The sequence below is a fragment of the Bacillus taeanensis genome, assembly GCF_003318295.1.
GTDB classification, from domain to species: Bacteria; Bacillota; Bacilli; order Bacillales; family UBA6769; genus Maribacillus; species Maribacillus taeanensis.
The window spans coordinates 155540-180114 of record NZ_QOCW01000004.1 but is presented as its reverse complement, the minus strand read 5'-3'; the positions used below and the strand labels follow the sequence as shown (position 1 = coordinate 180114).

Annotated in this window: 31 protein-coding genes, 1 tRNA gene, 1 pseudogene and 2 riboswitches; of the genes and pseudogenes, 8 read left to right on the top strand and 25 right to left on the bottom strand. The window is 36.3% G+C overall.

The genetic code is table 11. The annotated features are described in order from the left end of the window. Nucleotides 1–215: 215 nt before the first annotated feature. Nucleotides 216–1052, bottom strand: coding sequence for a lipoate--protein ligase family protein (locus DS031_RS06125; RefSeq protein WP_113805042.1), 837 nt, complete (start codon nt 1050–1052; stop codon nt 216–218). A 172-nt stretch (nt 1053–1224) separates the two neighbouring features. On the opposite strand from DS031_RS06125, the gene DS031_RS06120 reads away from it, so the two are divergent. Beyond that, the gene (locus DS031_RS06120) at nt 1225–1599 is read left to right on the top strand and encodes a rhodanese-like domain-containing protein (protein ID WP_113805041.1); all 375 of its coding nucleotides are present in this window, start codon (nt 1225–1227) and stop codon (nt 1597–1599) included. Between the two features lie 30 nt (nt 1600–1629). Here the strand turns inward: DS031_RS06120 and gcvPB are convergent, their stop codons facing one another. From gcvPB to gcvT, 3 genes are read right to left on the bottom strand one after another with little or no spacing between them, the layout of a single operon-like run. Further along, the gene (gene gcvPB / locus DS031_RS06115) at nt 1630–3111 is read right to left on the bottom strand and encodes an aminomethyl-transferring glycine dehydrogenase subunit GcvPB (RefSeq protein ID WP_113805040.1); all 1482 of its coding nucleotides are present in this window, start codon (nt 3109–3111) and stop codon (nt 1630–1632) included. Continuing rightward, entirely contained in the window at nt 3101–4450 is a 1350-nt protein-coding gene (gene gcvPA / locus DS031_RS06110; protein ID WP_113805039.1) for an aminomethyl-transferring glycine dehydrogenase subunit GcvPA, read from the bottom strand. Before gcvPA ends, gcvPB begins: the two co-directional genes overlap by 11 nt. A gap of 41 nt (nt 4451–4491) precedes the next feature. Then, entirely contained in the window at nt 4492–5586 is a 1095-nt protein-coding gene (gene gcvT / locus DS031_RS06105; RefSeq protein ID WP_113805038.1) for a glycine cleavage system aminomethyltransferase GcvT, read from the bottom strand. A 203-nt stretch (nt 5587–5789) separates the two neighbouring features. Next, nucleotides 5790–5877: riboswitch (glycine riboswitch) on the bottom strand. A gap of 162 nt (nt 5878–6039) precedes the next feature. Between gcvT and DS031_RS06100 the strand changes: the two genes are divergently transcribed. Together DS031_RS06100 and DS031_RS06095 are read left to right on the top strand one after the other, a co-directional pair. Beyond that, on the top strand, nt 6040–7728 hold the full coding sequence (locus DS031_RS06100) for a DEAD/DEAH box helicase (RefSeq protein WP_113805037.1): 1689 nt from the start codon (nt 6040–6042) through the stop codon (nt 7726–7728). Next, the gene (locus tag DS031_RS06095) at nt 7706–8491 is read left to right on the top strand and encodes a YqhG family protein (RefSeq protein ID WP_113805036.1); all 786 of its coding nucleotides are present in this window, start codon (nt 7706–7708) and stop codon (nt 8489–8491) included. Before DS031_RS06100 ends, DS031_RS06095 begins: the two co-directional genes overlap by 23 nt. A 35-nt stretch (nt 8492–8526) precedes the next feature. Here DS031_RS06095 and DS031_RS06090 read toward each other — a convergent pair whose 3' ends face one another. Genes DS031_RS06090 through comGA form a run of 9 tightly spaced genes read right to left on the bottom strand, consistent with a single transcriptional unit; the run spans nt 8527 to nt 13246 of the window. Continuing rightward, a complete protein-coding gene (locus tag DS031_RS06090) occupies nt 8527–8709 on the bottom strand; it encodes a YqzE family protein (RefSeq protein WP_113805035.1) in 183 nt (60 codons plus the stop codon). Between the two features lie 48 nt (nt 8710–8757). After that, nucleotides 8758–9252, bottom strand: coding sequence for a shikimate kinase (locus DS031_RS06085; protein ID WP_113805034.1), 495 nt, complete (start codon nt 9250–9252; stop codon nt 8758–8760). Beyond that, nucleotides 9212–9634 (bottom strand): competence type IV pilus minor pilin ComGG, encoded by a 423-nt coding sequence (comGG, locus tag DS031_RS06080; RefSeq protein WP_113805033.1) that lies wholly within the window; start codon nt 9632–9634, stop codon nt 9212–9214. The genes DS031_RS06085 and comGG overlap by 41 nt, the downstream gene beginning before the upstream one ends. After that, a complete protein-coding gene (gene comGF / locus DS031_RS06075; protein ID WP_113805032.1) occupies nt 9631–10098 on the bottom strand; it encodes a competence type IV pilus minor pilin ComGF in 468 nt (155 codons plus the stop codon). The genes comGG and comGF overlap by 4 nt, the downstream gene beginning before the upstream one ends. Beyond that, the gene (locus DS031_RS06070; RefSeq protein ID WP_181833039.1) at nt 10061–10390 is read right to left on the bottom strand and encodes a type IV pilus modification PilV family protein; all 330 of its coding nucleotides are present in this window, start codon (nt 10388–10390) and stop codon (nt 10061–10063) included. The genes comGF and DS031_RS06070 overlap by 38 nt, the downstream gene beginning before the upstream one ends. Beyond that, complete coding sequence (gene comGD / locus DS031_RS06065) at nt 10377–10820, bottom strand: competence type IV pilus minor pilin ComGD (protein ID WP_113805030.1); 444 nt, start codon at nt 10818–10820, stop codon at nt 10377–10379. Before comGD ends, DS031_RS06070 begins: the two co-directional genes overlap by 14 nt. Beyond that, the gene (comGC, locus tag DS031_RS06060) at nt 10801–11142 is read right to left on the bottom strand and encodes a competence type IV pilus major pilin ComGC (protein WP_113805029.1); all 342 of its coding nucleotides are present in this window, start codon (nt 11140–11142) and stop codon (nt 10801–10803) included. Before comGC ends, comGD begins: the two co-directional genes overlap by 20 nt. A gap of 18 nt (nt 11143–11160) precedes the next feature. Continuing rightward, nucleotides 11161–12228 carry a competence type IV pilus assembly protein ComGB gene (gene comGB / locus DS031_RS06055; RefSeq protein ID WP_113805028.1) on the bottom strand — a complete coding sequence of 356 codons (1068 nt, stop codon included), beginning with the start codon at nt 12226–12228 and terminating at the stop codon, nt 11161–11163. Next, nucleotides 12197–13246: a competence type IV pilus ATPase ComGA gene (gene comGA, locus DS031_RS06050; RefSeq protein WP_113805027.1), complete on the bottom strand. Its 1050-nt coding sequence runs from the start codon at nt 13244–13246 to the stop codon at nt 12197–12199. Before comGA ends, comGB begins: the two co-directional genes overlap by 32 nt. A 186-nt stretch (nt 13247–13432) precedes the next feature. Here comGA and DS031_RS24060 point away from each other — a divergent pair. Both DS031_RS24060 and DS031_RS06045 read left to right on the top strand, forming a co-directional pair. Beyond that, a pseudogene (locus DS031_RS24060) lies at nt 13433–13537 on the top strand (DUF6254 family protein); the annotation flags it as partial. 136 nt (nt 13538–13673) lie between these two features. Further along, nucleotides 13674–13745 (top strand) — tRNA-Gln (locus DS031_RS06045). A 31-nt stretch (nt 13746–13776) separates the two neighbouring features. Here DS031_RS06045 and DS031_RS06040 read toward each other — a convergent pair. After that, entirely contained in the window at nt 13777–14160 is a 384-nt protein-coding gene (locus DS031_RS06040) for a Spx/MgsR family RNA polymerase-binding regulatory protein (RefSeq protein WP_113805026.1), read from the bottom strand. Nucleotides 14161–14398: 238 nt separating this feature from the next. On the opposite strand from DS031_RS06040, the gene DS031_RS06035 reads away from it, so the two are divergent. Then, nucleotides 14399–14644 (top strand): DUF2626 domain-containing protein, encoded by a 246-nt coding sequence (locus tag DS031_RS06035; protein ID WP_113805025.1) that lies wholly within the window; start codon nt 14399–14401, stop codon nt 14642–14644. A gap of 33 nt (nt 14645–14677) precedes the next feature. Here the strand turns inward: DS031_RS06035 and DS031_RS06030 are convergent, their stop codons facing one another. Both DS031_RS06030 and DS031_RS06025 read right to left on the bottom strand, forming a co-directional pair. Then, nucleotides 14678–15769, bottom strand: a complete 1092-nt coding sequence (locus tag DS031_RS06030) for a class I SAM-dependent methyltransferase (RefSeq protein ID WP_113805024.1) — start codon at nt 15767–15769, stop codon at nt 14678–14680. 18 nt (nt 15770–15787) lie between these two features. Next, entirely contained in the window at nt 15788–16423 is a 636-nt protein-coding gene (locus DS031_RS06025) for an MBL fold metallo-hydrolase (protein ID WP_113805023.1), read from the bottom strand. 76 nt (nt 16424–16499) lie between these two features. Between DS031_RS06025 and DS031_RS06020 the strand changes: the two genes are divergently transcribed. Both DS031_RS06020 and DS031_RS06015 read left to right on the top strand, forming a co-directional pair. After that, nucleotides 16500–17009, top strand: a complete 510-nt coding sequence (locus DS031_RS06020) for a hypothetical protein (RefSeq protein WP_113805022.1) — start codon at nt 16500–16502, stop codon at nt 17007–17009. A 150-nt stretch (nt 17010–17159) separates the two neighbouring features. Next, the gene (locus tag DS031_RS06015; protein WP_113805021.1) at nt 17160–17345 is read left to right on the top strand and encodes a DUF2759 domain-containing protein; all 186 of its coding nucleotides are present in this window, start codon (nt 17160–17162) and stop codon (nt 17343–17345) included. 72 nt (nt 17346–17417) lie between these two features. Here DS031_RS06015 and DS031_RS06010 read toward each other — a convergent pair whose 3' ends face one another. The 9 genes from DS031_RS06010 to DS031_RS05970 all read right to left on the bottom strand — a co-directional run bounded on the left by DS031_RS06010 (nt 17418) and on the right by DS031_RS05970 (nt 24421). Then, entirely contained in the window at nt 17418–17732 is a 315-nt protein-coding gene (locus DS031_RS06010) for an MTH1187 family thiamine-binding protein (protein ID WP_113805020.1), read from the bottom strand. A 16-nt stretch (nt 17733–17748) separates the two neighbouring features. Then, nucleotides 17749–18507, bottom strand: a complete 759-nt coding sequence (locus DS031_RS06005; protein WP_113805019.1) for an ABC transporter permease — start codon at nt 18505–18507, stop codon at nt 17749–17751. Between the two features lie 4 nt (nt 18508–18511). Continuing rightward, complete coding sequence (locus DS031_RS06000; RefSeq protein ID WP_113805018.1) at nt 18512–19210, bottom strand: ABC transporter ATP-binding protein; 699 nt, start codon at nt 19208–19210, stop codon at nt 18512–18514. Nucleotides 19211–19342: 132 nt separating this feature from the next. Next, the gene (thiD, locus tag DS031_RS05995) at nt 19343–20158 is read right to left on the bottom strand and encodes a bifunctional hydroxymethylpyrimidine kinase/phosphomethylpyrimidine kinase (protein ID WP_113805017.1); all 816 of its coding nucleotides are present in this window, start codon (nt 20156–20158) and stop codon (nt 19343–19345) included. Nucleotides 20159–20181: 23 nt separating this feature from the next. Continuing rightward, complete coding sequence (gene thiO / locus DS031_RS05990) at nt 20182–21303, bottom strand: glycine oxidase ThiO (RefSeq protein WP_113805016.1); 1122 nt, start codon at nt 21301–21303, stop codon at nt 20182–20184. Between the two features lie 12 nt (nt 21304–21315). Continuing rightward, entirely contained in the window at nt 21316–22095 is a 780-nt protein-coding gene (locus tag DS031_RS05985) for a thiazole synthase (protein ID WP_113805103.1), read from the bottom strand. Between the two features lie 5 nt (nt 22096–22100). Beyond that, nucleotides 22101–22298 carry a sulfur carrier protein ThiS gene (gene thiS, locus DS031_RS05980; protein WP_113805015.1) on the bottom strand — a complete coding sequence of 66 codons (198 nt, stop codon included), beginning with the start codon at nt 22296–22298 and terminating at the stop codon, nt 22101–22103. Next, nucleotides 22295–22930, bottom strand: a complete 636-nt coding sequence (gene thiE, locus DS031_RS05975) for a thiamine phosphate synthase (protein ID WP_113805014.1) — start codon at nt 22928–22930, stop codon at nt 22295–22297. The genes thiS and thiE overlap by 4 nt, the downstream gene beginning before the upstream one ends. An 84-nt stretch (nt 22931–23014) precedes the next feature. Continuing rightward, nucleotides 23015–23129, bottom strand: a riboswitch (TPP riboswitch). A 98-nt stretch (nt 23130–23227) separates the two neighbouring features. Continuing rightward, the gene (locus tag DS031_RS05970) at nt 23228–24421 is read right to left on the bottom strand and encodes a M14 family metallopeptidase (RefSeq protein ID WP_113805013.1); all 1194 of its coding nucleotides are present in this window, start codon (nt 24419–24421) and stop codon (nt 23228–23230) included. Nucleotides 24422–24575: the final 154 nt, after the last annotated feature.

Below are 24575 nucleotides of genomic sequence, written 5' to 3'. Positions count from 1 at the left end.
TAAATTTCCTTAAAAAATGTAGCAAATAAAAGAGAATGAACGATCAATATGTCGAAATCGCTCATTTTCACTATTTTTATCTGTTGCAAAAATCGTGTTTTTTTGAACCCCTTACTAGATCAAGAAATTTTCTTTACAGTTTAAACCACTCATAAAGTCTTTAAATTCTGACAAATCAACAGAATAAAACAAACTGCACAATTTGTGCAGTTTGTTTAACGACGAAATGTCCATTGATCATTTTCATAACGCTCTTTTGCTATTTTTTGGACAACTTCTTCTTGTTCTGCTGTAAGCTGATAAGGCTTTAGTTCAATGTTTAGCCCTCGTTCAAATCCTTCTTTAAATGCCTTTCGTGTTTCCTCAAGGGTTATTCTCGTTTCAGAAAGCGCATTAATCGCAACGGCTTTATTTTTAAAATTGCGTTGCATTCGCTCTTTAACACGTTCACTCGAAAACTTAAATAAACTAAACAGCTTATCTTCATCAATATCGAGCAGAATAGAGCCGTGCTGCAAAATAACACCTTTTTGTCTTGTTTGAGCACTTCCGGCTACTTTGCGCCCTTCTACAACAAGCTCATACCAAGACGGAGCATCAAAACAAACAGATGAACGCGGCGTTTTTAATGCCTGTTTCTCTTCCTCTGTTCTTGGTACTGCAAAATAAGCGTCAAGACCAAGCAGACGAAAACCTTCTAAAATCCCTTCTGAAATGACACGATAAGCTTCTGTCACTGTGCGCGGCATTTCAGGATGATCTTCGGAGACAATAACGCTGTATGTTAACTCTTGGTCATGCAGAACAGCTCTTCCTCCTGTTGGACGCCTTACTAAGCCAAATTCATTTTTTCTTACTTCTTCTAAATCAATTTCTTTTTCAACTTTTTGAAAGTATCCAACAGATAATGTCGCCGGATTCCATCCATAAAAACGAATCGTTGGCAGAATTTCTCCTTTGCTGTGCCAATCAAGAAGCGCCTCATCTAATGCCATGTTGTATGCTGGTGAGCATAATCCTGAGTCAATAAAATACCATGTTTCCTTCATCATAAAGTCCTCTCCAATAAATTCTCCTTTTCTAGTTTATCAAAATAATGGACATCCTAAAAGAAATCTATTTTATATAAAAACGCTTTAAAAATAACCCTTTGATTCTTGCTCATTAACGTCTATAATACATATGGAGAAGATTGAAGGTTTATAAAGGAGTGTCAATTGTTTTATGGAAATACTTTTAGCAATCCTTATCGTGTTCATTTTGTACACAGTAGGCAGCAAGCTGTATCAAAAGCGCTATTTAAAAACGCTGACAGAAGAAGAATTTAAAGAAGGCTATCGTAAAGCACAGTTAATTGATGTGCGCGAGCCTCAGGAATTTGAAAATGGCCATATTCTCGGAGCACGAAATATTCCTGTCTCTCAATTCCGGATGCGTGCCAATGAAATTAGAAAAGATAAGCCTGTCTATTTATACTGTGAAGGAACTGTCCGAAGCTCACGCGCTGCTCAGCAATTAAAACGCAAGGGCCATAATGACCTTTATCAATTAAAAGGCGGCTTTAAAAAGTGGACTGGCAAAGTAAAAGCTAAAAAATAATTTTATGTGTAAAAAGAAAAAGTGACTTCATTATGAAGTCACTTTTTCTTTCGCTTGTTTTTCATAACGTAAAACTGGCTTTCTTGCCGCTAATGTTTCATCAAGACGTTTTACAATTGTTGTATGAGGCGCTTCCTGAACAATTTCTGGATTTTCCTCTGCTTCTTTTGCAATTTGAATCATTGCATTCGCAAATTCATCGAGCGTTTCTTTTGCTTCGGTTTCAGTCGGCTCAATCATCATGCACTCTTCCACAATAAGCGGAAAGTAAATCGTCGGTGGATGATAACCAAAGTCTAACAAACGTTTCGCCATATCTAATGTGCGGACACCTAACTTTTTCTGACGTTTACCTGAAAGTACAAATTCATGCTTACAATGTTTGTTAAACGGAAGGTCAAAATAAGGCTCTAAACGGCGCATTAAATAGTTTGCATTTAATACCGCATATTCTGATACTTGCTTTAATCCTTCAGGACCCATTGTACGAATATACGTATAAGCACGAACGTTAATTCCGTAATTTCCATAGTAAGGCTTCACGCGGCCAATCGATTGCGGACGATTATAATCAAATGTAAACATATCATTTACTTTAGTTAAAACAGGCTTCGGTAAAAATGGAATTAACTCTTTCTTAACCCCAACAGGGCCAGATCCCGGACCGCCTCCACCATGCGGACCAGTAAATGTTTTATGAAGATTTAAATGCACAACATCAAAGCCCATATCGCCAGGACGCGCATACCCCATAATGGCATTCATGTTTGCCCCATCATAATAAAGCTTTCCGCCGGCTTCATGAATGATCTTAGCCATCTCTAAAATATGTTCTTCAAAAAGACCAAGCGTATTTGGATTTGTAAGCATTAAAGCTGCTGTATCATCACCAACAACCCGCTTTAAATCTTCTAAATCAACAAGACCATTTTCATCAGAGTTTACTGTGACAACATCAAGACCAGCAACAACCGCAGAAGCTGGATTTGTACCGTGCGCAGAATCTGGACAAATCACTTTTGTACGGTTAAAATCACCGTTTGCTTCATGATATGCGCGAATCATCATTAATCCCGTCCACTCACCATGAGCACCAGCTGCCGGCTGAAGAGTTACTTCATCCATACCTGTAATTTCAGCTAAAGACGTTTGCAGTTCATAAAGAAGCTGCATTGATCCCTGCACTGTTTCCTCAGCCTGATATGGATGCACATAAGCAAGACCAGGAATACGCGCGACATTTTCATTAATTTTTGGATTATACTTCATTGTACAAGAACCAAGCGGATAAAATCCTGAGTCTACCCCATGATTACGTTTTGATAGTGCCGTATAATGACGCATAATTTGCAACTCTGAAACTTCCGGCAGTTCCGGTTCTTCACTGCGAACATATTCACTTGAAACAAGTGCGTTTAATTCAATTTCAGGAACATCACATTCCGGCAAACTGTATCCAACACGGCCTTCTTTACTTAATTCAAAAATAAGTGCTTGATCTTTATTTACCATTGTAATCCCCCACTTCTTCTACAAACTGATCGATTTCCGCTTTCGTACGACTTTCCGTCACCGCAACAAGCATATGATTTTCTAATGCTGGGTCATCTTTTCCAAGGTCATAGCCACCAATAAAACCTTTCTTTAGTAACGCGCGATTTACTTCAGCAACCGGCTTATTTAGTTTGAGAACAAACTCATTAAAAAATGGGCCGGGAAACGCCGCTTCTAAACCGTGTGCTTCAGCTACCTTTTTTGCATAATAAGCTTTGTTAAGGTTTTGCTGTGCCATCTCTTTAACACCTTTTTTACCAAGAGCTGTCATGGCAACAGATGCTGCTAGGGCATTTAATGCTTGGTTTGAACAAATATTAGAGGTCGCTTTATCACGACGAATGTGCTGTTCACGCGCTTGCAGCGTTAATACAAAACCGCGTTTACCATCTTCATCAACTGTTTGGCCGACAAGACGCCCTGGTACTTTACGCATTAATTTTTTTGTTACCGCAAAATAGCCGCAGTGCGGACCGCCAAACTGTGCAGGAATACCAAATGGCTGTGCATCACCTACAACAATATCAGCACCAAGTTTTCCAGGAGGTGTTAATAAGCCAAGCGCAAGCGGATTAGAAGATACAACAAACATGGACTTTTCAGCATGCACAATCGTTTCGATTTCTTTTAACGACTCAATTTGCCCGTAAAAGTTTGGATACTGCACAACAACACACGCTGTGTCACGATCAAACTGTTTCTTTAATGCTTCCACATCTGTGACACCATTCGTTGTTTCAATTTCCACCACTTCAAGATTTTGTCCCTTTGCATTTGTATAAATAACCGCACGCGCTTCTGGGTGAACCGCTCTTGAAACGAGGATTTTTTTCTTTTTTGTCTGACCTGCACTGAGCATTGCCGCTTCAGCTAATGCGGTTGGTCCGTCATACATCGAAGAATTGGCAACTTCCATTCCCGTTAATTCACAAATCATTGTTTGGAATTCAAAAATAGCTTGCAGTTCTCCTTGAGAAATTTCGGGCTGATACGGTGTATAAGCTGTATAAAATTCTGAACGAGAAATCACATGATCAACAATGGAAGGGATATAATGATCATACACACCAGCACCTAAAAATGATGAATATTCTTTTGTATTCACATTTTTATTTGCTAATTCATGCATATATTTCATCAACTCAGGCTCTGGTAATTCGTTAGGAATATTTAAGTTCCCTTTAAAACGAACCGCTTTTGGAATGTCAGCAAATAACTCTTCAGTTGATTTTACACCAATTGTTTGAAGCATTTCTTTTTTATCTTGTGCAGTCATCGGTAAATAACGATACGTCATGCTCGTTTCTCTCCCTTGCTTTTAGTTAATAAAAGTTTAGATTAGCGCTTATAAAAAGGCGTTTTTACTATTTTTGCTTTTAAGCGCTTTTTACGAACTTGTACTTCTACCTCTTTGTCTAGTTCTGCATATTCTTTATCTAAAAGAGCCAAACCAATATTTTTCTTTAATGTTGGAGATTGTGTACCTGTTGTTACTTCGCCAACCTTTTTATCTCCTGCAAACACTTCATAATGTGTCCTCGGAATACCTTTCTCAATCATTTCAAGACCAACAAGCTTTCGAGGTGCACCTTCTTCTTTTTGCTTCTTTAACACTTCTTTGCCGATAAAGTTTGCTTCTTTATCAACTTTTACCGCAAACCCAATTCCTGCTTCAATTGGTGTAATACTTGGAGTAAGCTCCTGCCCATAGAGCGGCAGCTTTGCTTCAAAACGAAGTGTGTCTCTTGCTCCTAAACCACAAGGGAGCACTCCTTCTTCTTTTCCTGCTGTAAGAATTGCTTTCCATAGAGCAGGTGCATCTTCCCAAGTACAATATAACTCAAAGCCATCTTCTCCTGTGTAACCTGTACGGGAAACAAGAGCTTTTACACCAGCAATATCAACAGAATCTTTAAACTTAAAAAATTTAATTTCGCTTAAATCTGTATTCGTTAATGTTTGTAGAACAGCTTCGGCCTTTGGACCTTGCAATGCCAAAAGAGCAAGATCATCTGAAATATTTTCGATTTCCACATCGCCTGCTGCATGGGAAGTGATCCACTCAAGGTCACTCTTTGTATTTCCAGCATTTATTACTAATAAATAATCCTCTTCATCCTTTTTATAAATAAGCAGGTCATCTACTGTACCGCCATTTTCATAACACATTGCTGTATACTGGGCACCACCTGCTTTTAGCTTTGACACATCATTTGTAACAAGTTTTTGTAAAAAAGACTCTGCGTCTTTCCCTTTTACGGTTACTTCTCCCATATGCGAAACGTCAAACAAGCCTGCTGTTGTTCTTACCGCTTCATGTTCGTCTTTAATGCTTGTAAATTGAACTGGTAAATCCCAACCACCAAAATCAATCGTTTTAACTCCCATTTCTTTATATAAAGAATATAAAGGTGTTTTCTTTAACTTGGTCATAAGCTTCGATCCTTTCTTTTTACCATTCAAAAGCATAATTTTTAAAGTTGTTCTCTTCTTACTAAAATGCACTAAAAAAGGACAGAGAAATACGCATTTTAAATGCGTATTTCTCTGTCCTTTTACCTGAAAGTTTACTCCCCCAAAACATGAGGGAACTTTCCCCTTTGGTGGTCTGTCTGTGCAGACACTCTCCAGAGCTGCGTCTGACAAGAGTCTTTTTGCCTGAGAGATTCACATACCGTTTGCTCCTTCGGCGCTACATTACGTAGTCTCTCCCCTTGTCTTCATTCGCCTTTATAAAATTTTTCAGATAAAAAAGCGTTAACAAATCGTATATATTTACTCATAATCCGTATGATTTAGGGTTAAACTACGACTACTTACGCTATTATCCTATCATTATTTACTATTACTTTGCAACGATGATTTTTATAGAGAGGGTTTTTATTTATGAATATACCAATTCACTTTGATAACAACTGGGAAGAGTCATTTCTGCAGCGTATTGCAGAGGACGGCCCATGGGGAAATTGGGAATTATATCAGCTTGCACTTGAAGCTGAACAAGCGAAAGTTATTCCAACCTTCCACGGTCTTCAAGCACCAAATCATTTACCAAACCTAAACATACTACCGCATCAATTAGAAGTTGCAAAACGTGTAGTAGAAGAAATGAACGGAAAAGCTATTTTAGCGGATGAAGTAGGGCTTGGAAAAACAATTGAAGCGGGATTAATTATTAAAGAATATATGATTCGTGGTCTTGTAAAAAAAGTGCTTATTCTCGTTCCTGCCTCACTTGTTTTGCAATGGGCGTCAGAATTAAATCAAAAATTTTTCATTCCAGCAGTTGCTCAAAAGAAATCATATGTGTGGGAACAATGTGAAGTCGTTATTTCATCAATGGACACTGCAAAGCGAAACCCGCACCGGGATATTATATTAAATCAAGATTACGACATTATCGTAATCGATGAAGCTCATAAATTAAAAAATAAAAATACAAAAAACTACGAATTTGTACAGCGGTTAAAAAAGAAGTTTTGCCTGCTCTTAACCGCTACTCCTGTACAAAATCGGGTTGATGAAATTTTCAACCTTGTTTCATTATTAAAACCGGGACACTTAGGAAACATAGAACAATTTACAGAAGAGTTTTCAGCAAAAAAACGCTCCCTTAAAAATGAAGATAAATTAAAAAAACTTGTTAATAAAGTAATGATTCGCAACCGACGCGAAGACACTGGTTTAGATTGGCCAAAACGCCATGTCGAAAATATTGAAATTGCCTTTAGCGAAAAAGAACAAGCTGTTTATGATAAAATTCAAAGTTTTAAAAAAGATCCACGTTTTACAACAAGCCATTTCTCAAATTTAACGTTACTTCGGGAAATGTGCAGCAGCCGTGAAGCCGTATTTATGACATTGAAAAATATATATGAAAAAGAAGAAACAAGCGAAACAATGCGCAGTATTGCGACAGACTTAATAAAAGAAATTGAACAAATTCCCGAACATTCAAAGGCAAAAAAGGCGCTTGAATTAATTCAACAACTTGATAGTAAAGTAATTATTTTCACCGAATATCGGGCTACGCAGCTTTATTTGCAGTGGTATTTACAGCAGCACGGTATTTCATCTGTTCCTTTTCGCGGCGGATTTAAACGAAGCAAAAAAGATTGGATGACACAATTATTCAAAAACCATGCCCAAGTCCTCATTGCAACAGAAGCAGGAGGAGAAGGAATTAATTTACAGTTTTGTAACCGTATTATTAACTATGACCTGCCGTGGAATCCAATGCGAATTGAACAGCGTATTGGTAGAATTCACCGTCTTGGTCAAGAAAATGACGTTTATATTTATAATTTTGCTACGAAAGATACCGTAGAAGAACATATTTTAAATTTATTATATGAGAAGATCAACCTTTTTGAGAACGTTATCGGAGAACTTGATGATATTTTAGCAAGGCTTGAATTAAAGAATATTGAACAACATGTCTCTAACATTCTTACCGAATCTGAAAGCGACGGAGAAATTAAAATTAAGCTGGATAATCTCTCTTCACTTATTAACTTTGAACGCGATATGAAAGATAGGGGTGCCGAACAACATGCAGCAGCAAAATATTCATAATTATTTAGAACGTTATTTCAAAGCAAATCAATGTACGATTGAAGAAAATAAACCTGATTCACTTGTTGTGCAATTAACGGTAGAGCTTGATAAACATTTAATGAATCGTCCCTTTTACTGGCACTATCTTGAAAAGATCGGTGGTGTGCCTCAGCCGATGAAACTTATGCTGCACACTAGTAAAACCGAAAAAAGCAAAGGTGAATTTATTCATTTTGGTTCACCAAGACTGCATCAAATTTTTGATTCATCTAAAAAGCTTGCATCCTTTATTCGTTTATATGAAGATACTCCTATGTCAAATGGGAAATATACTCCTTTAACACCTTGGCTTGGAATAAACGTAAAAATTTCGTATCAATGTGATCGCAAGAAAGATATCCTGTACTCGTTAGGACTTCAATTAATGACCGGGCAAATGATTATAAACTTTGAAGAACAATTAGAAAAGTTAAATGTTATTCCAAAACTTCCTGACTATTGTTTTCCGTTAACACCACTAATTAAGCCTCAAAGCGGAATGAACCGCTTAAAAAGAAAACTGCAGGAATTTATTGAAAATGATGATCATACGTGGGCTGTAGAAGCTCGTCAAAGATGGCAGGACGACCTCGTATTATTAAACCAATTTTATGAAGGAAAAGAAGAGGATGAAAATTTTCAAAACGAAAAAGAAGCATTGCGTACACAATATGAACCAAATATTTCAATAGAAATTATCAATGGCGGGCTTTTTTATTTAAAAACAGCTTTACACAATTAAAAAGTCCACAAATACACATGTGGACTTTTTAATTATTAACTTTGCTGTTTTTTAAACATAGAAGTAAGAGCTAATGGAATCATTCCAAACCATCTATACAAAAATGGTGGACGGTTAGACTTTCGCTCATTTTTAATTTCTTCTCGGGCTTCTTTTGGCTGCGAAATATACTCAACAATTTGTTCTGTCATATATTTTACATAATCGTTTGAAGACATACCATCACCCTGCTTTTTTATTTCTAGTATGTCACATCTTTATATAAATTAATCAATATAGTCAATGATCTTTTTAACAACTTGATCGACTGTTAAAGCAGTTGTATCAATCACATGATCTGCTTCTAGATAATAAGCTATTCGCGCTTCGAGTCTTTCTTTAATTTGCTTTTCTTTATCTCCAATTAACAGAGGGCGTGATTCATCATCTGCTACCCGCCTTAAAATTTCTTCAGGGTCACAATGAAGATAAATAACCGTTCCATTTTCTTTCATAAAACGCCGATTTTCTTCTTTTAAAATAATCCCCCCTCCGGTAGTAATAAGGATATTTTCTACAGGAAGATCATACAAGACCTCTGTCTCATACTTACGAAAGGCTTCTTCACCTTGTTCTGCAAAGATTGATGCAATCGTTTCTCCATATTTTTTTTCAATGTATTGATCGGTATCAATTCCTTTTATGGAAAGCGCTTGACTTAGTGCCTTTCCAATGGTTGTTTTACCTGCTCCCATAAATCCTGTTAAATAAATGGCCTTCATTCAATTCCCTCCACCCAATCTGATACGGCTTTCTTTTCTTTATCATAGTAAAAACTTGCTGTTCGTTCACCTTGTTCAGTAGTGGATGAACGTATATTACTGCATCTTGCTGAGGAATAATTTCATACTGAACAATTCCTGCCTCATACTCCATTATACCTTCTTGTTCTTCTAATGTATCGTTACTTTCTATAATTTCGATACTATCAATAGAACCTATTTGCAGTAAAGTATTATGATAAAGATTATTTTCTGTTTCAGATAAAAAGTGGCGATCATTCGTATAAAGCATCAAATAATGAAGAACAACTAAACAACAAATAAACGAAAGCATAACAACCGTTGGTAAAATAAACCCTTGGGTAGACTTTATTGTTTTCATTGTAATAACACTGTATTCCTTGATGAAAACACCCTTTTCAGTCTATTTCCATCCTTCCCACTAATCGAGATCTCCACCTGCTCTCCACTTACCGAAAACGAAAAACCCTCCACATTTTGCAGCATCACTTCATGGCCCATACCGTTTACCTGTCTCCGAATTAATGCCCCATAACGTTCATAAGTAACGGTTTCGCCATTTCGATTTATCATTTCTAATTTTCGCCACGTTTCATTCAAAGCCTTTGCTTCTCGTATTTCCTTACCTGCTTGATTTAAAAAAAGCTCTACCTCTTTTTGATTCAATCCATCGCTCTTTTTTTCATAAAAAACATTCATCACTAGAGGAAAGAAAGCAAATATCGTACATATTACAGAAAAAGCAAGCATTGCTTCCATTAATGTAAAGCCGCTTTGACTGTGGCTATTATTTAGCTTGTATGCATTTTTTATATTCTCGTTCATTTGCTCCCACCCATTCTACGCAATACTTATGAATATGGCTATTTCCTTCAGATGTTATATAAAATGTTGTGTTTTTTAGAGTGGTTTCTGTTGTCTCTATTTCCATTGAGGCATTTATAACATGTTTTTCTAACAAATCATGCAGGAATGCTAACGCTAAATAGTGCTGCTGCACAGTTTGCCGTTCTTTATACAAAAACTCTAATAATGGTGAAAACACTAAAATCGACAGAATAAGCACAGCAAAACCGGTCATAACTTCAATCAATGAAAATCCTTTACAATTTTGCAACATAAAACCTTCCTTTCCCAAGTTGGACGACAACTTTATATGAAGCGAAATTTGTATTAATAAAAAGCGTGCCTGGTTTTTGAACATTTCCATTTGCTAAATAAACCACTTTATACCCAAGCGTTCCTCCTTTAAAAACAATATGGGATGGAAAGGTCCGCCTTATCAGAAGTTTTTTGTTTTTTCCATACACAACATATTCATGGTTTTCAGGATAAATAGTAAGCGATGTCGTTTCTCCTCTGCTTATTGCGACAGCTTGCGTATAATAAAGATCATCCTGCAGTTGTTCGAGAAAATGGGATGTTTGTTTTGCGGAATAGGCTGTTTGAAAAGAGCTAACAACAATGGCGGTGACTGAAGATAAAATAAGCAGCACAATCATCATTTCAATAAGGGTATAACCTTTATTATGGGGTGGTCGGTTCACTTACGACAACACTACCTTCACTAATGGTGATCGTTCTATTATCCGGGCACACTAATGCGGTCCCTTCAATCGTAACCTCTTCTGGATTTAAATAGTTTGCTGTTACTAGATCATCAATTGTCGATGCTGGAGCTCCTAGCTCTGCTTCATAAGCTGTAGTTTGTGCCTGAACAACTTTAACCGTAGCGTCACAGCTCTTTTCTTTAACAACCGAATTATTTTTTGACATGCTTGGCACCACAATTAATAAAAGGACAGAGATAATCATAATTACAATCATCATTTCAATTAACGTAAATCCTTTTTCATTTTTACACTTCATCCTCGTTTCTCTCCTTCTTTATACCGATTGAATAACATGAAACATTGGTAGTAGAATTGACAAAAACAACAATAAAATAATAAACCCAATACACATAAACAGAATTGGCTGCAGCATCATTAAGTAGCGCTGAATGCGCTCTTCTAATTTTTTTAAAACCATTTCACTATAAAGAGTTAATTCATCAGCAAGTTTTCCATTTGCATGGCCATGACTAATCACAGAAGAAAGCTCCTTTAAATAAAAAGGACGTGTTAAAATAATATTTTCAAGCGGTTCACCCTGCTGAAGTAAAGCCTTTAATTCTTTACCTTCATCTTGAAAAAATAATAAATAATTCTGCTTCTCGAAAACAAGAACTGCTTCATGAATCGACAAGCCACCTTTTAATAGCGCACTTAAATGATTACTGAATAAATAAGTGAAAAATAGAGTAAGTAACGATTGAACAAGAGGAAAAGACAGAAAAATACGAAGCTTTTCATGAGGAGTCTTTCGTCTAATTGACAACAAATAATAAATAAGAACTAAAAATAAAATCGTGCCCATACTTAATATAAGCCATGGCAATATATGAACAAATTGTAAGAGAATTGTTGTTACAAGAGGAAGGTCCACATCTAAGGAATGATAAAGGGATTGAAATTGTGGAAATAAATATTGGAAGACGATGATAATCATTACAATCATAATCCAACATAAGAAAAGCGGATAACGGAGAACTTTTCCTGCTGTTTCTTTTAATGTTTGACGTTTTTTTAGCATCACTCCACTTTGTATGAGCGCTTGTGCAAGATCATTTTTTTCGGAAAAGTATAAATATCCAAGAACATCAGGAGGAAAAGAATAAATATCTAACACTTCGTAAAAAGAACAACCTTCTTTTAGTTGATTTAAAAAAGGAAGAAATATTGTTTCAGCTTCACTTTTATCGTTTAAACTATATAGTTCAATCGCGTGTGCTAAAGGATATCCCTGCTGCAGAAGCTGACCAATGCGTATTAAAAATTCAGCTTTTTGTTTCACACACCATTTTCGCCGCCTTTTAATCATATTAACCGCTCCACCATTCATAACTTTTTTCATTGATATACCCTAAACTTACCGCTGTTTTTAACTGATCCTTTATTAAAGAAAACTTAGGGAATAAGTGAGTATTTGATTGAATTGCTCTTCCTACATCACTTAAATGCTGTTCAGTTAGCACTTCAAATACCGCAAGCCTTCTTATTTGTCTCATTTTCAAACATAATGAATGGCAGCTTCCTTTACAAAAAGGACAGGCTATTTCTATCAACCTCTGCGCCACTACTGCAATTAAGGTTTGAAGTAAATCTTGGAGCGGAATTCCCAATTCGAGCATCCGAAATAATGCCCCAATTGAATCACGCGTATGAACAGTTGAAAGCACAAGGTGTCCAGTTAATGCCGCCCTTACAACAAGCTTAGCTGTTTCAGCATCTCTAATTTCACCGATCATGATAATATCAGGATCATGCCGCAGCAGCGCTTTAAATCCTTCTAAATACGTTACGCCAGCTTTTTCATTAACTTCCACTTGAATAAACTCCTCACAATATTTTTCTATTGGATCTTCAATTGTGATAATTCGCCGCTTTTTCGTTGAATTTGCAGCTTCTAACATCGCATGCAGTGTAGTCGTTTTTCCTGAACCTGTGGGCCCCGTAATAAGAATTAATCCGTGGGGTTTTTGGGCAATTGCATTTAATTTCTGTGCACTTGTAGGAAAAAGAGATAAGGTTGATAAAGAATGATGAGCATTTTGAGGTAAAATTCTTAATGTTAAGCTTTCTAAATATGGAGTAGGCAGTGTAGATAAACGAAGGTTAATGAGCTGGTTTTCAAGCATTAATACCAATGAACCGGTTTGGGGACGACGTTTTTCACCAATATTCATTCCAGCTTGAAACTTAAAAAAAGAAATCAGGCGTTCATAGATAAGTTTTGACATTCTTTCCACTTCCACTAAACTGCTATCAATTCGAAATTGCACGAGCGTATCGGTTCGCTGAGGATGAAAATGCATGTCTGAAGCATGATATTCCAATGCTTTTAATAATATTTGATTGCTTTTTAATTCCATGCTATTCAGTTTTTTTCACCACCTTTCTCGTTCAATACAGATAATTCGCTATTTATCCAGAAATTCCTTCAAATTTTTTATAATTTTTTCCTCGTTTTTTAAAGGTGCATATCCCTTAAAAATTTCTGACATAATAAACGTATTGCCGCATCAATTTCTTTACGATACAAGAAGGGAGAAGCAAAAATGACACAGCCAAAACATCGCAGAGAAGGACAGTTTAAAAGAAGAAAGCAAGCTCAAAACCCTCACGGAAAAGTGAAATCTTTTGAAGAAATTGCTGATGAAGTATCACCAGGAACGTTAACAAAATCACAGCAGCCTACCCCTCAACCGAAAGATTATGATGAAATTGAATATTAATTCATCAAATAAATAATTAAATGATGTATATTTTTATATAAACTTGACATACTAGAAATAAGATTGGGCTATAGCCAAGCGGTAAGGCAACGGTTTTTGGTTCCGTCATGCGTTGGTTCGAATCCAGCTAGCCCAGTTTTTTCTTTATTAAAATTCCTAGACAATCTTTATCCAATGTTATTAAACAATAATTTTTTATTTTCCAACTTCTTTAAATTTCCTTTATCAAACCCCACAATTAATTTTTCTCCATCTGTTAAGATAGGCCTTTTTAATAAACGAGGTTCCTCTGTCATTAACTTTAATAATTCTGTTACACGCAATGATTCAATGTCAATGTTTAGTTCTCGATACGATTGACTTCGAGTCGCTAATATTTCATCAATTCCCTCAGTTGTTAACTTTATTAAATTTAAAAGTTCTTCAATATTGGGTGTTTCACGAAAAAGATGACGTTCTTCAAATGTAATATTATGTTCTTTTAACCATGCTTTTGTTCTGCGGCAAGATGTACAGCTTGGATAAGTATAAAAAACCAAATTTTTTTTCATCGTTTTCCTCCTACTAAATAGTTGTACAATAATCATACAATATTTATACATTAATTGTACAATATTTTAATTTGTTATAATAACCTCTTTGTAAACACCCTATACATAAAATAACCTATAAATGCACATAGTATAGTTTAAATCGACACAAAATTGACAACGGAATAACGTTTACAATTAAAACAATTCTCATATATAATACATATTGAGCTAGTTTGAGCGAAAAGGAGGGACATCTATGGAAATGATGTATCGTGTATTAGGCTTTTGGGCTGGTGTTATTGGTGTAATGGCATGGCTTGGTGACATGCAAAACATGGCTTTACTCTTTTTAGGCCAAACCATTGTCTTTGTATCACTTAGTTATTTGAAATTATCTGAGCGTACGTATATTTATATTTTCGGTGCATACTTAACGTTGTTCATGGTAGGCTTTACATATATCTCAATTTTTGTAATGCCTGTTGGCGGCGCAGGTCACTAAAAAAGACGATGAGGACATTCCTCACCGTCTTTTTTATTTCCAGTTATGATGTTGAATTTGTTTCCCTTGAACAATGACATGAAAATAAGAACTTAAATCACCTTGTGTGATCAGCGTACGTATCGCTCGATTTTTACGGTTTGTTTCAGAAAATGGATTCCGATCTTGATGCTCCTCAAGTTCTTCTAATATGCCTGAAGCTAATAAAAATGATGTTTGAGACATCGTTTTTATATGAATGAGCCCATAGTCTTCTCCAATTTTCTGTAACCCGTCTAAATAAATATGTGTCGTTAAATCCATCTCTCCTAAATAAAGCAAGGGATTTTCAATCATTTGATGACGATAATAGCCCCGCAAGCTGCCATTCCTTCTCGCAGGATGCTGCCACTCCTCATTTGTATATCCATAATCAATTGTTACAATGATCCCCCTTTTCATCCATGAAGCTAACATTTTAATGTAAGCTGTCATTTGTAAAGGAATTTCTAAACGCTGCTTATCAGCAAGGGGAAAGCCATATTTTTCTATCCATTGTAGAATTAATTGATTTTCACATGGTTGATTACGCTCTATTAGTTTACCTTCATCGTTAACAGTAACAAACACTTCATACAATTGATTTTTGCTTTGCTGCACAACATGGACAGGAAAAGCATCAAATAACTCATTAGAAAAAATAATTCCCTCAAAAGAAGGATGGTGTTTTATAAGTTCAGAGACGTTATTATAGTACTTTACTCGTTCTCCAAGATGCTTATATTGAAGACTTTGATGATAAGCACTTTTTTCTACAGCATAATAACAAAAATCGTCTTGACACACACGCTCCCACTCGTTTAAAAAGACTTCGGCAAATTTCCCTTCTCCTGCACCAATTTCACATAACACCCGGGGCAGGTTTTCATCTATAATCATTTTAATAAGTGCTCTAGAAACAACCCTGCTAAAAATAGGGTTCACACTAATACTCGTATAAAAATCACCCTGTTTACCAATCTTTTTCTGTGCTTTTGAATAATAACCATCCTGTGAATCATATAAAACAGTTTCCATAAAGGCAGCATAATCCATACATTGATTAGGACTGCTTTTAATTTTATTAATTAAAAATTCCTTAATCATCTCTTTTTAATTTAATCCTTAAAAACCTGATAAAAACGGATTAGTATCCATCTCTTGTCCAATTGTTGTTTCAGGACCATGCCCGGGAGCTACTACAGTGCCTTCTGGAAGTTCTAATAATTTTTTATGAATGCTCTCTAACAATTGTTGGTGGTTTCCTCCTGGTAAATCTGTTCTTCCGATGCTCCCTTGAAATAAAGCATCACCTGAAAAGACAATACCAGCTTCCTTGTTATAAAATGAAACACTTCCCGGCGAATGACCTGGAGTTTCAAAAACTGAAAATGAAAATCCTCCTAAGGTTAAACATCCTTCTTCCTTAATAAGGTGATCTGCGTCCCGAGCAGTTACTTCTTTTCCAATTGGAAATAAAAGCGAACCATTCTTTGTGCTATCACTAAGCCAATCTTGTTCATTTGTATGGACATAGACTGGAATTGAAAAATGGTCACGAAGCTCATCCACTGCACCAATATGATCAAAGTGAGCATGTGTTAACAAAATTGCCAACGGTTTTAATGAATGCTCTTCTATTATGTGAATTAGCCGCTTTCCTTCACTTCCCGGATCAACAATTAATGATTCTTTTTCCTTATTTGATAAAATATAAGCGTTTTCCTGCAGCGGTCCTACAGGACATTGAAGCCATTTCATAAATTCCCCTCCATTGCAACATTTTCCTTTCTATTTTACACTAAACACAGGTAGATTCCCAAGGAGTGATTCCAATATGAAAATTTGTTACGGAGTAGAAATGAAGGCTCTAAAAGAAAAATTACCAGGCTATACAGCCCAGATTATTAAAAAAACAGCTGAACTTGCTAATGTCATTGATCGTGACGATCAGCTCGTTATTATCGAATCAAAAACCGAAGCAGCACAGCTGGCTGCCTTTTATCAAGAAAAAGACATTTTAGAAAATCAGTTCACTCTTTTTAGACTGGAACAGGTCGAAATGACAGATTTGTTTTTTGACTATGGATTTTCTTCTACTAGTAATCATGCATATTTATATGAAGAAACCTCTCTCCCATTTATTATAAAGAATGGAGATTTAAAACAAATCGAAATGGCACTGCTGCAAATAGAAGAACACCTTATCGCTAAAGAAACGAATGATCAAATCTTTTATTATATTAATCGCCATCAAAAAGAATTGATTGAAAAATATGCACAAGCGTACAACATTACAATCTCATTCCCATACGATGATGAAAACGCTTCTCGACAAACACTGTGAAAACAGTTAAAATAATTGTGGAAAATACCCGCTTAATTTTCATACATAAAACGTTAAAAAGTTGTCACGATTAGCTGTCGGTAACGTTTAGTATTTTTGGGTATACTTAAAAGAAGAGAGGTTTACGTAAGTAAGAGGGGAGGATAATACATGGGTCTTGCAATTATTTTTGGTTTAGTTACTCTTTTAGCTGTTTTTGGGGTTTTTCGTGAGTTACGTAAAAAAAACATGTTTGCTGTGACATTTGCAGTTTTAACTGTTGCTGTATTTGGCTGGTTCACTGTTATGACAGTCATCGATGTTATTTTCGGTGGCGGAGGCTCTGGCGGCCACTAATTTTATCGTGAACTATTTGTAAAAGAGGCTATCTCAATAGGGTCAGACCCTATTGAGATAGCCTCTTTTTTACTAACGATTCATTTTATTTTGGACGCTTTGTAATTTACCCGCCATTGTTGTCTTTTTATCACGTCTGTCATCTATGCGAATATTAGTTGCCACTCGTTTAATCCCAGCTTGAAAAGGAACTTCATGAATGGCCTGTATAACTTGAAATAACTCTGAAAGTTCTCCTTCAATTAGTGTATTCATCGGGGTAAGCTGGTAATTAATTTTCCCGTCTTGTTTATAGGATTCTAACACTTTTTGTATGTCTGCTACATAATTACTGACACTCGGTGATCCTGTTCCAATCGGAATAATTGTTACATCGACAATTGCCATTAATACTCTCTCCTTTTTAATCGTAAATTAACTGCATTTGCTTATTAAAGAAAAAGCGATACATTACTATTGTAACAAGCATTGCACATATTGACACGGACGAAAAGATGCTTAATGAAACAACAATTTGATAGCGAATTGCCTCAATTGGTGAAGCTCCTCCTAAAATAAGTCCCGTCATCATACCTGGAAGCTGTACAAGTCCAATTGTCTTCAATCCATCGATATTTGGAATCATCGCTGCTTTTAATGTCCTTTTTACAATAACCTTTGAAGCTTGATGTGGTTTTGCACCAAGAGATAGTGCCGCCATTATTCTACCTCTTTGTTCCTGAAACTCGCTCTTCATTCTTTCTAAAGAAAGACCAACGGCTACCATACCATTTCCAATAATCATTCCACTCATTGGAATAACTTGCTCTGCCTGAAAAGGAATTAGATCAAATAAAAGCCATAACGATAATACAAGAGCTTCAATAAGAAAAAGAATAAGAAAAACTGAAACATAAATATATGGCAAGCTCTCTCCTCGTTTTCCCGCATGATAGGTTGCGACACTAAGCATAACAGCAAGCATCATTCCAATACCTTTCCAATCATCTATTGAGAAAAGGAATGTTAAAATATAGCCGATTAAAAATAATTGTAAGACCCCTCGTAATGAGGACCATAATATAGACTTACTTAGGCCAAGAACGAAAAACATAGAAAGCGAAACAGGAATCATTACAAAAACGATCATCGTTAACAGTGAAGCATTTGTAATAGTTGTCATAAACCTACTCCTTTAAAAAATAACGCAGCTCTTCTGTTTGCGGAGACCTAAAAAAGGACTCTGTTTCACCATGCTCTACAAGTCTTCCATCTTTAATAAAAAGCGTATGGTTACCTAAACGCTTTGCTTGTTGAAGGTCATGTGTTACCATTACGATTGTTTTCTTTTTTTCTACCATTAATATTGTTAACAGCGATTCAATAACTTCAATTGTTTTAACATCTAAGGCACTTGTTACTTCATCAAGAAGCAGTACTTCTGGATTATTTGCCAACACTCTTGCTAAAGCAATACGCTGCTGTTCTCCTCCGGACAGCTGTGAAATTGGTCTTGTAAGATAGCTTTTAGGAAGCTGCACCCAGTCCAGCAGCAGATGAGCATCTCCCACATCCCATTTATCTCCATTAATAATAGGACCATATTGTAAATTGTCTTCTACAGTCTCTTCAAATAAAGACGGATTTTGGAACACTATGCCAACTTCTTTTCTCAACTTTGAGATATCATAGTCTATAAGCTGGCGTTCTTTATAATAGATCGTCCCCTCAATAGGAGTAACCATACGATTTAATAAAAGTAACAAACTGCTCTTTCCAGCGCCAGAAGGGCCAATAATTGTCAAACATTGACCTTGCAATACATTAAATTGCACATTATGTAAACGCTCTGTAGTTACATTTTCGGCTCTTAAAATTTTTGTCATGACCTTTTGCTCCATCTAATTATAAATTTCACCTATATTAGCTCTTTCTCCATTTATGTTTTAAAATTTCTTATTTAACAGCTTTAGTGTACCATATCAAAAAAAGAATGAGCATTATTTGCTCATTCTTTTTCAGGTCGATTTTACAACATAATGACGGTATGCTGAATGGTTTGTTGGACCAATACCAGCTCCTATATTTAATGAGTGCTCAATAGCTGTTGTAATAAACTCTTTTCCAAGTGCAACAGCTTCTGAAACAGACTTACCTTTTGCAAGTTCCGCTGTAATTGCAGCTGAAAATGTACAGCCTGTACCGTGTGTATGTTTTGTATCAATACGCTTCGTTTTGAACACTTCAAAATTACGACCATCATATAAAAGGTCAATCGCTTTATTGCTTTCATCTAAGTGGCCGCCTTTTACAAGAACAGATGCTGATCCTAAATCATATAAAATTTTAGCCGCTTCCTTCATTTCATCAACGGTTTCAATGTTATCCCAGCCTATTAATTTTGATGCTTCTGGTAGGTTCGGCGTAATAACTGTCGCAAGGGGCAAAAGCTTTTCTTTCATCGCCGTCATTGCTTGCTCCTGCAGCAGAGGAGCCCCACCTTTTGCGATCATAACAGGATCAATGACAACATTTGAAAGCTTGTTCTCTTTTATTTTTTCAGCGATTAATTCAATAATTTCCGCAGAAAACAGCATTCCTGTTTTTAATGCATGAACGCCAATATCAGATATAACAGCATCCATTTGCGCTTGAATTGCCTCTAAAGATTGCGGATATACCCCATGAACACCACGTGTGTTTTGTGCTGTAAGAGCAGTAATAACACTCATTCCATATACGTCGCGTTCTTGAAATGTTTTCAAATCAGCCTGGATTCCAGCACCCCCACCGCTGTCTGACCCCGCAATTGTTAAAGCTTTAGCTATAGCCATTAACTTAATCCTCCATTTCAACCTTAAAAAGTATTCGTTACAGAAAAACGCTTCGGATTAAAATTATCTAATGGAAGACGATCAGCAGCTCCCTCTAGTTGATCGGCCACAATTTTTGCTGTAACAGGACTTAATAAAATACCATTTCGATAATGCCCTGTTGCAAAAATAATATGTTCAAATGGTGCTAATTGACCAATTAGCGGAAAGCCATCTTGTGTTGCTGGTCTTAATCCTGCCCAACGATGAAAAGGATCTCGTTCATGAAGCATTGGTAGGACCTTCTTATTCCATCTTTCTAACCTTGCTATCCCTTTTTCTGTAACGCTTGTATTAAAACCTGCAATATCTTCGGATGCACCGCAAACAAGAGAACCATTTTCTTTGGAGACAAGATAACCTTGGCTTGTAAAGACAAGATGATGAATTGGTTCAGTCATTTTATAAGCACAAATTTGACCGCGAATTGGAAATACAGGAATCGAAATACCAAATGTATCTTCTAATTCTGTCGACCATGCACCATTTGATATAACTAATGTATCTCCATAAAAACACTGACCATCTTTTGCTTGAAGTACAACATTTTGCTGCCATTCTAAAATTTTAACATGTTCTAATTCTTCTTTAATAACAACTCCCATATTTTCACAAGCTTGTTTTAATGCTTTTACATAGTCTGGTGCATAAACGTGGCTTTCTTCAGGGCAATAAAGAGCTGCAGCAATATTTGGTGATAAATTTGGTTCAATTCTTTCAAGCTCATCTCTTTCAAGAATAGATGCTTTCACACCAAAGGTTTGCTGCCATTTCATCCGCGTTTCAAGCGGCAGCCGTTCTGCTTCATGAAAAATAGCGTATAAGCTGCCAGTATTACGATATTCAAATTCACTTCCTGACAGTTCCTTTACAACCTGCTGCCATTCTGGATACAGCTTTAGACTTTGCTGAGATAAACGGAAAAAGTCATCAGGATCTTCAGCAATTTCAGAATAAGGTGCAAGCATACCAGCAGCCGCACCAGAAGCTTGTCCGCCACATTTTGTAATTTCTAACAACGTAACATTATGACCTCTTTGCTGACATTCCAACGCAGCTGATAGCCCGATTACACCGCCTCCAAGGATAACGACATGTTTCCCCATTACTTTCACTTCCTACTTTGTTAATTGTCCTTCAAATGGACTGCTTGCGGTTGCAAATTTCTTTTTCGGAATGCGTCCTGCTAAATAGGAAAGACGCCCTGCTTCAATTGCATATTTCATCGCTCGTGCCATTTTTACAGGGTCTTTCGCTTTTGCGACAGCTGTGTTTAAAAGAATACCGTCTGCACCCAACTCCATGGCTTGGACAACATCATTAGCTGAACCAAGTCCAGCATCGACAATAATCGGTACGTTCGCTTCTTCAATAATAATTGATAAATTGTATGGATTCAAAATACCGAGACCTGTTCCAATTGGTGATCCCCCTGGCATAACCGCTGCTGCACCTGCTTCTTCTAGACGCTTACAAAGGATCGGATCATCTGATGTATAAGGAAGAACAGTAAACCCTTCACTCGCTAAAACTTCGGTTGCTTTTAATGTTTCGATTGGATCAGGCAAAAGCGTGCGTTCATTAGCACTAATTTCAACTTTAATCCAATCGCTAAGTCCTGAAGCTTTTGCAAGTCGTGCAATACGAATTGCTTCTTCAGCTGTGGTCGCTCCTGATGTATTCGGTAAATAAGAAAATGTTTTTCCATTTAAATGCTGTAAAATTGCATCCTCATCTGGTGCTTCTAAATTAACGCGTCGAATCGCAAATGTTAAAACATCTGTCCCTGATTCCTCAATCGCTTGATTTTGAATAAAAGGATTTGGAAAACGTCCCGTTCCTAAAAAAAGACGAGATGTTAATTTTTGGTTACCAATTTCTAAATAATCCTGTTTCATATCAATCATCCTCCTCCAACAAAATGAACAAGTTCAATCTGCATTCCTTCTACTAACGACTTACTATTCCAATTGTTACGGTCAATAATTTCCCCGTCTACTTCTGTTACCACAAAGCCTTCTTGTAAGCCAAAATGCTCGACAACATCCTGAAGGGTTTGGACGGATAATTGTTTTTCTTCCCCGTTAATGATTAATTTCATACCTTTATTCTCCTTGCATCAATTTTACTTACAAATTGTTTAGCAGCATCTTTCACGTCCTCATTTGCCACTACCGCTGTAATCACACAAATTCGAGAGGCCCCTGCATCAAGCACTTGGTCAACATTATGAAGCTTAATTCCACCAATCGCTACAAATGGAATCGTGATTTCTTTCGCTACCTGCTCTACATAAGAGGTTGTCACAGGATCTACAACATCCTCTTTACTATTTGTAGGAAAAACTGGACCAACTCCGATATAATCAGCTCCATTTTTTTCAGCTTCTCTTGCTTCTTCGATACAATGAGTAGAAATCCCAATCACTTTATTAGCCCCAACAATCTTTCGTGCTTCATGAAGTGGAAGATCATCTTGACCTAAATGAATCCCATCCGCATCAACAGCAAGAGCCACATCAATATGATCATTCACAATAAATGTCACACCATACTTTTTCGTTAATTCACGAAGGGCTTGTGCTTTTTTTAATACTTCGATTTTACTGCTTTTCTTATCGCGAAGCTGAATAATATCTGCTCCTCCTTGAATTGCCTCTTCCATTACTTCTAATAGATCACGATCTTTGTGAAACTCTTCGCCTGTAATCACATAAAACTTAAAATCTTTCATACCAATCCCCCTCACAACACCAATAAAATTATTTCACTGCTCTAAAATAAAAAACCATAATCCAGAAAGCGGATTATGGTTTTTATCTCATTAAACCGACTTTCCTACGCTGGGATCATCCAGATCAGGTTCAAGGGTAAAAGATAAGCGGATCTTATTCTCAGCTCACCCGTATTTGTGAGCACCCCTAGTCTTATATCATATTAAATTTTTTATATCTTCTATGAATTCTATTATTGCAAAAAACTTCTTAAGATACAATAGGTGATATATTACAAGTTCTAATAACCTCTATTTCTATTCCATATAAAGGCTTGCTAATAAAATACCTAGATTTTCCTCATAAATTTCTTCAAATTGCGATAATGGAAGCGGGTTTACTCCCATTCCTACTTCAATTGTATATCCTGGCCGTTTCCATTCTTGAATAAACCAATCTTTATATCCTGCAAAACTATCAAGCAATCGAACCGGCTTATAGCCGCTTACACGAGAAAACTCTTTAACAATTGTTTCTGACTCTTTTGGCTCTAAACTCTCATATCCCCAATAAATTTCTTCTCCTTGAGAATGAAAAGCTAACACACGATCAAAGTTACGCTTTTTTGTTAATTCACTCATCGCTAATGCTTCTGGTTCTGTTAAAGGTGCTTGACCCGGATAATCTCTTGGTGCTGGCTCCTGCGGTTTTCGCCTTTGTTCAATCTCCCATTTTGCGGGAAATTGATTATTTAAATCAACACCACGAATATTGGCCTTCCAATTTGAAAAATCAGAATTTCCTTCATTTAATTTTAATACAAGACTGCGATAAGGTTCTTCATTAGGAGGACCATTTAATACAAGATCAACACCATCTGGATCTACCATTGGGACGAGTGATAAAAAGGATGTCAGATACAAAGGCATAAGCATCATTTTGCGAATAGGCTTTATATTTGTAACTGCTAGTAAATAATCATTTAAGAAAGTCATTAAAATAGCAGATGTAATCCATTCATTCCCGTGAAAGGAGCCATTTGCATGAACTTTTTTAGTTCCTACGCCAATTGTTACTTCTGGAATTGGTTTCCCCATAACAGATTTACCAATTGTTTGAGTACGAAGAAATGGATAGACGGTTTTCAGCCTCCGTAAATCTGTCATCATTTCTTTATAATCGTATTCTTTTTTTCCTTGAACAATAGGCCAAGTAACTTTTAAAGGTAAATTTATTGTTTGTCCTACGGTTAATTGATAAGGGTTAATTGATTGATTAAGCAAATAGATTGCATCAATTGACACATTATATCTTTGAGAAAGAACCCAAAAACTTTCTCCTGATTGAACAATATATTTTTTCGTAATAAACCCTGGAATATAAACGGTTTCTCCAATCATTAACTTTGTAACACTTTTATTTAAATTAGAGTCTAATACAAGTTGAAAAGGTACTCTAAACAGCTGACTGTAATACCACAGCGTATCGCCTTTTCTCACCTTCACCTGCAAATGCATCCCCTCCTTAAAAAAAGGAATCTCCTACATTCTAGTCTATGACTGCTTCTAGAAGAGATACATCTTTTTCGTAAAGAGGGCGCTGTTAAACAATACTATGGATAGTAAACTTTTATAGTAAACCTCTACATATAAAAATCCCCTGCAC

What these genes read in the sequence shown, in the direction of transcription:
- DS031_RS06015 (WP_113805021.1), top strand. Translation starts at nt 17,160, where the DNA reads ATGGGTCTTGCAATTATTTTTGGTTTAGTTACTCTTTTAGCTGTTTTT.
- thiD (WP_113805017.1), bottom strand. Translation starts at nt 20,158, where the DNA reads ATGGCTATAGCTAAAGCTTTAACAATTGCGGGGTCAGACAGCGGTGGG.
- DS031_RS06120 (WP_113805041.1), top strand. Translation starts at nt 1,225, where the DNA reads ATGGAAATACTTTTAGCAATCCTTATCGTGTTCATTTTGTACACAGTA.
- gcvPB (WP_113805040.1), bottom strand. Translation starts at nt 3,111, where the DNA reads ATGGTAAATAAAGATCAAGCACTTATTTTTGAATTAAGTAAAGAAGGC.
- comGF (WP_113805032.1), bottom strand. Translation starts at nt 10,098, where the DNA reads ATGAACGAGAATATAAAAAATGCATACAAGCTAAATAATAGCCACAGT.
- DS031_RS06020 (WP_113805022.1), top strand. Translation starts at nt 16,500, where the DNA reads ATGAAAATTTGTTACGGAGTAGAAATGAAGGCTCTAAAAGAAAAATTA.
- gcvPA (WP_113805039.1), bottom strand. Translation starts at nt 4,450, where the DNA reads ATGACGTATCGTTATTTACCGATGACTGCACAAGATAAAAAAGAAATG.
- gcvT (WP_113805038.1), bottom strand. Translation starts at nt 5,586, where the DNA reads ATGACCAAGTTAAAGAAAACACCTTTATATTCTTTATATAAAGAAATG.
- DS031_RS06100 (WP_113805037.1), top strand. Translation starts at nt 6,040, where the DNA reads ATGAATATACCAATTCACTTTGATAACAACTGGGAAGAGTCATTTCTG.
- DS031_RS06030 (WP_113805024.1), bottom strand. Translation starts at nt 15,769, where the DNA reads ATGATTAAGGAATTTTTAATTAATAAAATTAAAAGCAGTCCTAATCAA.
- thiE (WP_113805014.1), bottom strand. Translation starts at nt 22,930, where the DNA reads ATGAAAGATTTTAAGTTTTATGTGATTACAGGCGAAGAGTTTCACAAA.
- DS031_RS06095 (WP_113805036.1), top strand. Translation starts at nt 7,706, where the DNA reads ATGCAGCAGCAAAATATTCATAATTATTTAGAACGTTATTTCAAAGCA.
- DS031_RS06025 (WP_113805023.1), bottom strand. Translation starts at nt 16,423, where the DNA reads ATGAAATGGCTTCAATGTCCTGTAGGACCGCTGCAGGAAAACGCTTAT.
- thiO (WP_113805016.1), bottom strand. Translation starts at nt 21,303, where the DNA reads ATGGGGAAACATGTCGTTATCCTTGGAGGCGGTGTAATCGGGCTATCA.
- DS031_RS05985 (WP_113805103.1), bottom strand. Translation starts at nt 22,095, where the DNA reads ATGAAACAGGATTATTTAGAAATTGGTAACCAAAAATTAACATCTCGT.
- comGC (WP_113805029.1), bottom strand. Translation starts at nt 11,142, where the DNA reads ATGAAGTGTAAAAATGAAAAAGGATTTACGTTAATTGAAATGATGATT.
- thiS (WP_113805015.1), bottom strand. Translation starts at nt 22,298, where the DNA reads ATGAAATTAATCATTAACGGGGAAGAAAAACAATTATCCGTCCAAACC.
- DS031_RS06090 (WP_113805035.1), bottom strand. Translation starts at nt 8,709, where the DNA reads ATGTCTTCAAACGATTATGTAAAATATATGACAGAACAAATTGTTGAG.
- DS031_RS06005 (WP_113805019.1), bottom strand. Translation starts at nt 18,507, where the DNA reads ATGACAACTATTACAAATGCTTCACTGTTAACGATGATCGTTTTTGTA.
- DS031_RS06085 (WP_113805034.1), bottom strand. Translation starts at nt 9,252, where the DNA reads ATGAAGGCCATTTATTTAACAGGATTTATGGGAGCAGGTAAAACAACC.
- DS031_RS06010 (WP_113805020.1), bottom strand. Translation starts at nt 17,732, where the DNA reads ATGGCAATTGTCGATGTAACAATTATTCCGATTGGAACAGGATCACCG.
- DS031_RS06125 (WP_113805042.1), bottom strand. Translation starts at nt 1,052, where the DNA reads ATGATGAAGGAAACATGGTATTTTATTGACTCAGGATTATGCTCACCA.
- DS031_RS06035 (WP_113805025.1), top strand. Translation starts at nt 14,399, where the DNA reads ATGGAAATGATGTATCGTGTATTAGGCTTTTGGGCTGGTGTTATTGGT.
- comGA (WP_113805027.1), bottom strand. Translation starts at nt 13,246, where the DNA reads ATGGAATTAAAAAGCAATCAAATATTATTAAAAGCATTGGAATATCAT.
- DS031_RS06000 (WP_113805018.1), bottom strand. Translation starts at nt 19,210, where the DNA reads ATGACAAAAATTTTAAGAGCCGAAAATGTAACTACAGAGCGTTTACAT.
- comGG (WP_113805033.1), bottom strand. Translation starts at nt 9,634, where the DNA reads ATGAAAACAATAAAGTCTACCCAAGGGTTTATTTTACCAACGGTTGTT.
- comGB (WP_113805028.1), bottom strand. Translation starts at nt 12,228, where the DNA reads ATGAAAAAAGTTATGAATGGTGGAGCGGTTAATATGATTAAAAGGCGG.
- DS031_RS06040 (WP_113805026.1), bottom strand. Translation starts at nt 14,160, where the DNA reads ATGAAAAAAAATTTGGTTTTTTATACTTATCCAAGCTGTACATCTTGC.